An 8,948-nucleotide genomic window follows, 5' to 3' on the forward strand; every position below is an offset into this window, starting at 1 on the left:
CCTCGGGCAGCTTGGTCGAGCTGTTGTGCGGGCAGCCGGAGCAAAAGTACGGCTGGCGGCGCACGCCGTCGGCCGCGTTGGAGAGCAGGCAAGGCGTCAAAAAATCAACCACCAGATGGCGGCGGTCTAATGCCGGATTTAGGCGGGCCAGCCAGTCGGCGACGGTGGCCATGATGCGCGAGGGGCGGAGCTCACCCAAAGCGCTCAGCACCGCCGCGCCATGCTCGTCGGTTTTGCCGATGACATGCGGGCGCTGCGCGTCGGGCAGGTGGTAAAGCAGCTCCTTGATCTGGCGCTCGACGACGGGTGCTTTTTCCTCGATCACCAGCATATCGGTCAAGCCACGGGCGAACTCGCTCATGCGCGTGGCCTCCAGTGGGAACACCAGGCCGACCTTGTAGACCCGCACGCCGGCGGCGGCCAGCGCGTTCGGGTCCAGGTCCAAGCGGCGCAAGACCTCCATGAAGTCGTAATGCGCCTTGCCGACGGTGACGATGCCCAAGGTCGCGCTGGGGCTGCTGACGATGTGCTTGTCAATGCTGTTGAGCTTGGCGAAGGCCTTGACAGCGTTCAGCTTGTGCTCAAGCCGCGTTTCCAGCTCCAGCGAAGGCAGGTCGACCGCGCGGATATGCAGGTCCACCGGCGGTACATGGTCAACCGGCAACTCGAAGTCCAGCGGCACGCTGTCCAGATCGACCGTCATGCCGCTTTCCACCACCTCCGAGATCGCCTTGAAGCCGACCCAGGTCGAGGAGAAGCGGCTCAAGGCCCAGCCATAGAGCCCGAACTCCAGATACTCGGCCACATTGCCCGGATGGACGATGGGCAATGCCCAAGCTTGCAAGGCCAGATCGCTCTGGTGCGGGGTGCTGGAGGACACGCAGCCATGGTCATCGCCGCAGACCACCAGCACGCCGCCTAACTTCGAGGTGCCGTAGACATTGCCATGCTTGAGCGCGTCGCCGCTGCGGTCCACGCCGGGGCCCTTGCCGTACCACATTGCGAATACGCCGTCTGCAGTGCGCTTGGGGTCGAGGGCGACGCGCTGCACGCCCAGGCAGGCGGTGGCGGCCAGGTCTTCGTTGATGGCGGGCAGGAAGTTGACCTTGGCCGCTTCGAGGAATTTCTTGGCCTTCCACAACTGCTGATCGACCATACCCAGCGGGCTGCCGCGGTAGCCGGACACGAAGCCGGCGGTGTGCAGGCCGGCACGCTCGTCTTGCGCTTTTTGCGCCAAGAGCAGGCGCACCAAGGCTTGGGTGCCGGTCAGAAAGACGGCGCCGCTGCGGGCGGCAAGGTTGTCTGAGAGCTTGTAGTCGCGCAGGCTGGGCGAGCCATCCGTGGCTGGCATTTTGATATCGGGCATGGTCTCTCCTGGCGGAACTTGGGCTGGCGAGATTTTTCATCAAGAGCGCAAGTGTTTGTTGCTCTCATTGCTTGCGATAGCGAATCAAGTGAGAGAATTTGACTCAAAGAGGTGACTTATGGAGATTGAGCGTTTCGATAGAGCGAGCCGGCAGATTCTTGCCGCCTTGCAGGATGATTGCCGGCAAAGCACGCAGGCCTTGGCCGACAAGGTCGGCCTGTCGGCCACGCCGGTCTGGCGGCGCATCAAGGAGTTGGAGGACAGCGGCGTGATCCGCCGCCACGTGGCCCTGGTCGACCGCGAAAAACTCGGGCTCAATATCTGCGTGCTGGCTAACGTCAGCTTGGTGCGGCATAGCGAGGGGGCGGTCGAGCAGTTTGAGCGCCTGGTGCTGGCCAGCCGCGAGATCATTGAATGCCACGGCATCACCGGCGAGGCCGACTATGTGATCAAGGTGGTGGTGGCCGATATGAAGGCCTATGACCAGTTTTTGCAGTCGCAAATCTTCAAGGTGCCCGGCGTGGCCAGCGTGCGCAGCAATGTGGTCTTGCGTGAGGTCAAGTATGAGACGGCGCTGCCGGTGAGCGGCTGAGTTCAGGGCGGCGGCGCGCCAAGCCGCAGTGTCAGTAACATGGCCTCAGCGGCCTTCGGCGTGGTCGGGTCCGTGCCATGGGCCAGCAGCGTTAGGTGTAGTGGACCTGCGCTCGACATATGAATCTGTGCCAGATGCAGGCCGACGAAGTAGCGCCTCGGCGCGGGCTGATCAAGCCGCCAATGCACCAGGCGCGCCGGCCGGCCGTCCACGATCACGGCCCGTTCAAGTCGAGCGCTGATGCCTTCGCGCGCCAGCAAGGGGTCGGCATACAGCCCGAGATCGTAGTCAAGCTGTAGCCCGTCGCCGACCCAGCGGCCGCTGTGTGAGTCGATGCCGCCGCGAGCTTGCAGCGCCAGGGCGGCAGGCAGTTCGATCGAAAAGCCACCGAGATCGCGGCGCGTCTGGGCCATGGCGCTGGTGCCCAGGCAGAGCAACAGCGCCAGCAGCGGCGCCGCGCCTATGGACGCCATCAGACGCTGCGCTGGCGCCGGCGCACGGCGCCCAGCAGCAAGGCGCCGCCCAGCATCAGCGTCCATGCCGCCGGTTCGGGCACCAGCACCGCAATCGGCTGGACGCTGATGTATTTACCCTTGGCGTCGGTCTGCACCAGGGCGCTGGCCAGGATGGTGGTGATCTGGCCGGCAGTCAGCGCAAAGCTGGCCGAGATGGTCTCGTTCATCAGATTGGTGGCGTTGTCCGGCATCAAATGGGGCAAATTCAGGTTGTGACCCAACTCATGGCCGGCCAGGTTGCCGCCAAAGGTGGCGTCGGCCGCCCAGGCGGAGTCGAGCGCCAGTACATTGCCCGGTTGTTGGGCGCAGCCTATGGCGGTCAGTGAGGCCACACCGCACCAGAGGATTTTGTCGACGAAGTACATATTGACGGTCGGCGCGGCGAGGTTGCCGCCCAAGCCGGTGAGCGTCGCCCATTCGGCGCCGTTGTCGATGACCGTCAGTGCGGCATTGATGATGCTGGTGGCGGTGTTGAAACGGATGTCGATCGGGTTGGCGCCAAAGCCGGCCTGCGAATAGATTGTGTCAAGCTTGGCTTCATTGGTGGTGACATAGCCGCTGGCGGCCAGGGCGGTGGCCGGCAATGTGCTCAGCGCCGCTGCGGCGAGCCAGGTCCGGACGGTTGGATAGGGGGCTGGTTTCATGCTGTGCTCCTGTGCTGTTCAAGTGTGCGCTGCCCAAGCGGCAAGCGACCCTGTCACAGTAGGTTTGAGCCGAGCTTGATTCAAGCTTTGACCTAGGGGCAGGCCGCGAGACCCTGATGGTCTACCGCCCCTGCAGGGCGGGAGATTCAGTCCAGCTGCTGCATGATCCGCGGATCCGGCAGCAACCACATGCCGGCGACGGCCAAGTCAAGCGTCAGCGCCGGAGCCACATGGACAAAGGCCAACGCAACTGCCAGCAAATAGGCGGCGATCGACGCTATGGCGAGAAAGGCCTCAAGCCGGCCTCAGCCATCAATGCTCGATCGATTTGCCCAGCTTTTTGCTCAAGGCGATGGCTCCTCCGCCGTTGTGAACATTGGTGTAGCCCAGCCGCTGCAGCAGGCCCAACGCTTGCTCGGCGCGCCCGCCGGAGGAGCAATACAGCACGATGGGCGCGGCATGATCGGGCGCCAGTTGCCCGACCAAATGGCTCATTTGCGGCAGCGGCAGGCAATGCGCATCCGGCAAATGACCGGCCATGTACTCGGCGTAGGAGCGCACATCAATCAACAAGGCACCGTCCGGCAGGCCGGCGGCCTGCTGCGGGTGTAGATGTTGAGGCGTTTCATAGGGCGCCATCTGCGCGTCAACGGGAAGGTAAATCGATGCCCAAGTCATGATGCTCTCCTCTCGCACGGGTCTCAAAAGGCGGTCAGCCTCTCTGTACAGAGATTGAAAACACCCAGAGCACCGAACCGTGAATGAGTTTTACATCAAGTCATAGCGCTTGGCGAGCGAAAAAACAGCCGGCGTCGGCTTGGGCTCCACGCAGCTAACTCAAGCTTTCGGCGTGCTGCTGCGTTCGGGGCGCACCCGCACGTCCACCCGCAACAAGCGCATGCCGTTGAACACCACCAGCAGGCTGGCGCCCATATCGGCAAACACCGCCATCCACATCGAGGCGTTGTCGAACAAGGCCAGCAGCAGGAACACCAGCTTGATCCCCAGGGCCAGAGCTATGTTTTGCCACAGCACCGCGTAGCAGCGCTGCGACAGGCGGATGGTCTCGGGCACGCGGCGCAGGTCGTCGTTCATGATCAGCACATCGGCGGCCTCCATCGCGGTGTCACTGCCGGCGCCGCCCATGCCGAAGCCCAGATTGGCGGCGCTGAGGGCCGGGCCATCATTGACGCCGTCGCCCACCATGGCCACCACGTGGTCCACTCGCAGCGCCTCGATCGCCTCCAGCTTGTCCTGCGGCAGCAGGCCGGCACGCACATCGGCAATGCCCAGCGGCGCGGCAATTGCGCGCGCGGTGGCGGCGTTGTCGCCGGTCAGCATCACCGGCCTGATGCCCATGGCCAGCAGTTCCGCGACGGCCTGCTGGCTGCTCGGCTTGACCGTGTCGGCCACCGCGAACAGGGCCAGCACGCCGCCGGCGCCGGCCAACACGGTGACCGTGCGGCCTTGCTGTTCATGCTCGGCCATCATTGCTTCCAAGGCGGGCGAACATTGCCCGCGCTCTTCGATCCAGCGATGGTTGCCGAGCAGATAGTCCTGCCCGGCTATGCGGCCCTGCACGCCCCGGCCCGGCTTGGCGGCAAAGTCGCTGACGTCGTCAAACTTGGCCAGCTCGGCCCGCGTGCCGGCAGCAATCGCCTTGGACACCGGGTGGTCCGAGCGGGTCGCCAGGCTGTGGGCAATGCCCAGCAAGCGGTCCTCGGGCAGCTCGGTGCTCAGCATTTTGTGCGCCACCAATTGGGGCTTGCCGGCGGTCAGCGTGCCGGTCTTGTCCAGCGCCACGACCTTGATCTTGCGCGCCTCTTCCAGGTAGACACCGCCCTTGATCAAGATGCCGCGCCGCGCCGCCGCCGCCAAGCCGCTGACCACCGTGACCGGGGTCGAGATCACCAGCGCGCAAGGGCAGGCAATCACCAGCAAGACCAGCGCCTTGTAGATCGCGCTGGCCCAGGTCCAGCCCAGCAGCAGCGGGGCACCGAGTGCGACGCCAAGCGCCAGCACGAAGACGGCCGGGGTGTAGACGGCGGCAAAGCGATCGACAAAGCGCTGCGTCGGCGCCCGCTTGGCCTGGGCTTGCTCAACCGCCTCGATGATGCGCGCCAACACCGTGTTGCTGGCCAAGGCCGTGACTTCGAATTCAAGCGCAGCGTGCTGGTTGATGGTGCCGGCAAAGACCTGGTCGCCGGGGCTCTTGTCGACCGGTACGCTTTCGCCGGTCACCGCGGCTTGGTCGATGGCGCCTTGGCCGGCGGTGACCCGTCCATCCAGCGCCAGTCGCTCACCCGGGCGTACCCGCACGGTGGCGCCGACGGCCACGCTTTGTGCCGCCACCAGCAACCAGCTGCCATCGAGCTGGCGTACTTCGGCCTGCTGAGGCGACAGCGCGAGCAGGCCGCTGATGGCATGGCGGGCGCGCTCCACGGCGCGCGCCTCGATCAGCTCGGCCAAGGCGTACAGCGCCATCACCATGGCGGCTTCCGGCCATTGGCCGATCAAGAAGGCGCCGCTCACCGCCACCGTCATCAAGGCATTGATATTGAGTTGGCCATGCGCCAGCGCGCTCAGCCCCTTGCGGAACACCGAGCCGCCCGCCAGCGCAATGGCCAGGCCCGCCAAGGCCATGCCGCCGATCTGCCAGGCGCTGCTGGCAGGCGCCAGGTAGTTCAGCAACTCGGCCAGCAGCGCCACGCCCAGCGCGGCGGCCAGGCGCAGCAGTTCAAGTCTTTGTGTGTGCGTACTTTGCGCCGCGCTGACCGGCGCCTGCAGGGTTTCGGTCTTGAAGCCGGCCGCTTCGATTGCGGCGGTGATGGCGGCCCGGCTGGCTTCGGGTGCGTCGATGGAAAGGGCGCGGCCACTCAAGTCAAAGCTCAGGCGGCGAATCTCGCTGAAGCGCTCCAGCGCGGCACGAATCTGGCCTTCCTCGGTCGGGCAATCCATGGCCGGAATGCGCAGATGCAAGGCGCCGTCTGCGGGCACCACCGCCGACTTGGCTGGCGTGGGCGTTGGCGTTGCGGCACAACACGCGGTGGCCTCATGGGCATGCTGATGAGCATGCGGCGGGTGCTCGGAGGGGTGCTTTGAAATGCTGGGCATGGGCGCTCTTTGAAGTCTTGGCCCCAGTTTGGTGTCTGTAGCGACTCCAGAGTCAAGCCTTGATCTGATCTTTTGTTTGCTCCAGCATGGCGGCCATTTTTTGCTGCAGCAGATGGATGGCCTTGAGCGGCCGCACCATCACCTTGAAGTCGCAGATGCGGCCGGCCTCGTCCCAGCGGATGATGTCCACACCATTGATCTCGATGCCGTCCACCTCGGCGACGAATTCCAGCATGGCATCCTGAGGCCCGACGATCTCGCGCAGATAACGGAATTTGCCCGGCTTCAGCAGCACCTGCAGCGCACCTGCCAGGTACATGCTCGTCAAGGCTTTGCCTCGCTGGGCCGTGTGCACCACCGGCGAATGGAAAACCACGTCGTCGGCCAGCAGCGCGTCGAGCGCCTGCGCGTCGGCGTTGTCGACGATGTGATGCCAAAGTTTCAAGGTATCCACGATGCGAGCTCCGGGTGTTTGCGTTGACCGATGCTAAACCGCTGCCGGACTTTGGCTGGGCGTTTGGCGCCACAAGCTGAAAGTAGCAGGCGCCCACAGCGCTCGTGGGCGCGCGGCCCTGCTATTTGCGCAGCTTGACCGCCGGGAAGTCCACCGGCACGGCGAAGGCGATATTCACATAGTTGGTGAACAGATTCAGCGCCACATGGGCCAGGATCTCGATGATCTCCGCCTCACCGTAGCCCACGGTGCGCAGCGCTTGCACGTCGGCGTCGCTGACCTGGCCGCGCTCGTTGACAAGCTTGAGCGCGAAGCGCAGGGCCGCCTGCGTCTTCGGGTCGGCCGACTCTCCCGCTTGGGCATGCAGCAGCTCCTCGGCGCTGGCGCCGGCCTTGCGGCCCAGGGCGGTGTGTGCGGCCAGGCAGTACTCGCAGGCATTGCGGTCGGCCACCGCCACCGCGATGAGCTCGCCGAGCTTGGGCGGAATCACGCCGCCGCCGAGGGCGCCAAATGCGCCCCACATGCTGCTCAAGGCGGCCGGCGAATTCGCCGCCGCGCGGAACATATTGGGCACCATGCCAAAGGCGCCGTGGACGGCGTCGAGCAAGGCCTTGCGGTCGGTAGTGGTGTTGGCGCGGTCAATCAGGGGGATGCGGTTCATGGGTAGTCCTTGAGGTGGGTGGTTTGGGTTTGTGCTTTGAAGCACATGAGCAGTGTCAGCGGGGCCGAAGTCCGAATTGCTGCTTAAAATCCAAACAACATACCAATTCGTCCCGCTCATGCGCCTCAAAGTAGCCCCATGGCCTCAAACCCCGCCCCGCCTCTCGATCGCCTGTCGGCGCTGCTCGACCGCTTCCGGGTGCGCGCGCACTTATTCCACGCCGGTGCCTTGTGCGGCCTGACCCATTTCGACGCCCAGCCGGGCCGCGCCTTTATGCATGTGCTGCGCCGGGGTGAGATGGTCTTGACGCACCCGCCGGGCAGCGGCGCGCCGCTCGAAATAGCGGTCAGTGAACCCACGCTACTTTTTTACCCGCGGCCGCTGGCCCATCGCTTCAGCAATGCGCCCAGCGAAGGCGCGGATTTCGTCTGCGCCACCTTGGACTTTGAAGGGGGCGAGCGCCATCCGCTGGTAGCCGCGCTGCCGCCGGTCCTGGTGCTGCCCTTGCGCGCTGTGGAAGGGCTGGCGCCGACGCTGGCCCTGCTGTTCGCCGAAACCGAACGACTGCGCTGCGGCCAACGCCTCTTGGCCGACCGTTTGTTTGAGGTCTTGTTGCTGCAGCTGCTGCGCTGGCTGCTGGACCATCCCGAGCAGGCCGGCATGCAGGCGGGCCTGATCCATGGGCTGGCGCATCCTAAGCTGGCGCGCGCGTTGGTGGCCATGCATGAGGCTCCGGGCGCGGCTTGGTCGCTTGAAAGCATGGCGCTGGCGGCAGGCATGTCGCGCAGTGCGTTTGCGGCCGAGTTCAAACAGCAGCTTGGCAGCACGCCGGCCGACTACCTACTGCAGTGGCGAGTGTCGGTCGCCCGATCGATGCTGCTTGGAGGAGCGTCCATCAAGAGTGCCGGTGAGGCACTGGGTTATGCCAGCGCCGCCTCGTTTTCACGTGCCTTTGCCCAAGCAAGTGGGCAGGCACCCCGAGCCTGGTTGGAGCAACAGCGCCAAGCCTAGGCAGGGCTCACATACTGCGCCGATACTGCCCGCCCACCTCGAACAGTGCGTTAGTGATCTGGCCGAGCGAGCAGACCCGCACCGCGTCCATCAACACCTCGAAGACGTTCTTGTTGGCGATGACGGCCTCTTGCAATCGCTGCAACTGGGCGGCGCTGTCGGCGGCGTGCAGGGCATGGAAGTCGCGCAGGCGGTGCAGCTGTGACTGCTTTTCTTCGTCGGTCGAGCGGGCCAGCTCGATGCCTTCCATCACCTGGTCGCCATGCGGGTTGCGGAAGGTGTTGACGCCGATGATGGGGTATTCGCCTGTGTGCTTGAGCATTTCGTAATGCATGCTCTCTTCCTGGATCTTGCTGCGCTGGTAGCCGGTTTCCATCGCGCCCAGCACGCCGCCGCGTTCGGCGATTTTCTCGAACTCGCTCAGCACCGCTTCTTCCAGCAGCTCGGTCAGCTCCTCGATGATGAAGGCGCCTTGTGAGGGGTTCTCGTTCTTGGCCAGGCCCCACTCGCGGTTGATGATCAGCTGGATCGCCATCGCGCGGCGCACGCTGTCCTCGGTCGGCGTGGTGATGGCCTCGTCGAAGGCGTTGG

The 8,948-nt window shown here is 64.9% G+C and carries 9 protein-coding genes and 1 pseudogene; 2 read left to right on the forward strand and 8 right to left on the reverse strand.

Features of this window, described 5'->3' with window-relative positions; all coding sequences use genetic code 11:
• Nucleotides 1–1,366, reverse strand: a pseudogene (locus RMO57_RS16030) (pyruvate ferredoxin oxidoreductase); the annotation flags it as partial.
• A 118-nt stretch (nucleotides 1,367–1,484) separates the two neighbouring features.
• Between RMO57_RS16030 and RMO57_RS16035 the strand changes: the two are divergent.
• On the forward strand, nucleotides 1,485–1,958 hold the full coding sequence (locus tag RMO57_RS16035; RefSeq protein WP_310388294.1) for an Lrp/AsnC family transcriptional regulator: 474 nt from the start codon (nucleotides 1,485–1,487) through the stop codon (nucleotides 1,956–1,958).
• 2 nt (nucleotides 1,959–1,960) lie between these two features.
• Here the strand turns inward: RMO57_RS16035 and RMO57_RS16040 are convergent, their stop codons facing one another.
• From RMO57_RS16040 to RMO57_RS16065, 6 genes are all read right to left on the reverse strand, one after another.
• On the reverse strand, nucleotides 1,961–2,431 hold the full coding sequence (locus RMO57_RS16040) for a hypothetical protein (protein WP_310388296.1): 471 nt from the start codon (nucleotides 2,429–2,431) through the stop codon (nucleotides 1,961–1,963).
• Nucleotides 2,431–3,117 (reverse strand): PEP-CTERM sorting domain-containing protein, encoded by a 687-nt coding sequence (locus tag RMO57_RS16045; protein ID WP_310388297.1) that lies wholly within the window; start codon nucleotides 3,115–3,117, stop codon nucleotides 2,431–2,433. Before RMO57_RS16045 ends, RMO57_RS16040 begins: the two co-directional genes overlap by 1 nt.
• Before the next feature lie 312 nt (nucleotides 3,118–3,429).
• Nucleotides 3,430–3,795 (reverse strand): rhodanese-like domain-containing protein, encoded by a 366-nt coding sequence (locus tag RMO57_RS16050; protein WP_310388299.1) that lies wholly within the window; start codon nucleotides 3,793–3,795, stop codon nucleotides 3,430–3,432.
• A gap of 159 nt (nucleotides 3,796–3,954) precedes the next feature.
• Nucleotides 3,955–6,231: a heavy metal translocating P-type ATPase gene (locus RMO57_RS16055; RefSeq protein ID WP_310388301.1), complete on the reverse strand. Its 2,277-nt coding sequence runs from the start codon at nucleotides 6,229–6,231 to the stop codon at nucleotides 3,955–3,957.
• 52 nt (nucleotides 6,232–6,283) lie between these two features.
• Complete coding sequence (locus RMO57_RS16060; RefSeq protein ID WP_310388303.1) at nucleotides 6,284–6,685, reverse strand: nuclear transport factor 2 family protein; 402 nt, start codon at nucleotides 6,683–6,685, stop codon at nucleotides 6,284–6,286.
• Nucleotides 6,686–6,806: 121 nt separating this feature from the next.
• Nucleotides 6,807–7,346, reverse strand: coding sequence for a peroxidase-related enzyme (locus tag RMO57_RS16065; RefSeq protein ID WP_310388305.1), 540 nt, complete (start codon nucleotides 7,344–7,346; stop codon nucleotides 6,807–6,809).
• Between the two features lie 138 nt (nucleotides 7,347–7,484).
• Between RMO57_RS16065 and RMO57_RS16070 the strand changes: the two genes are divergently transcribed.
• Nucleotides 7,485–8,357: an AraC family transcriptional regulator gene (locus tag RMO57_RS16070; protein ID WP_310388307.1), complete on the forward strand. Its 873-nt coding sequence runs from the start codon at nucleotides 7,485–7,487 to the stop codon at nucleotides 8,355–8,357.
• Between the two features lie 7 nt (nucleotides 8,358–8,364).
• Here RMO57_RS16070 and RMO57_RS16075 read toward each other — a convergent pair.
• The coding region (locus RMO57_RS16075) for a methylmalonyl-CoA mutase family protein (protein WP_310388308.1) at nucleotides 8,365–8,948 on the reverse strand (584 nt) is incomplete at its 5' end.

The sequence above is a fragment of the Roseateles sp. genome, from assembly GCF_031397715.1.
GTDB lineage: Bacteria > Pseudomonadota > Gammaproteobacteria > Burkholderiales > Burkholderiaceae_C > Paucibacter_A.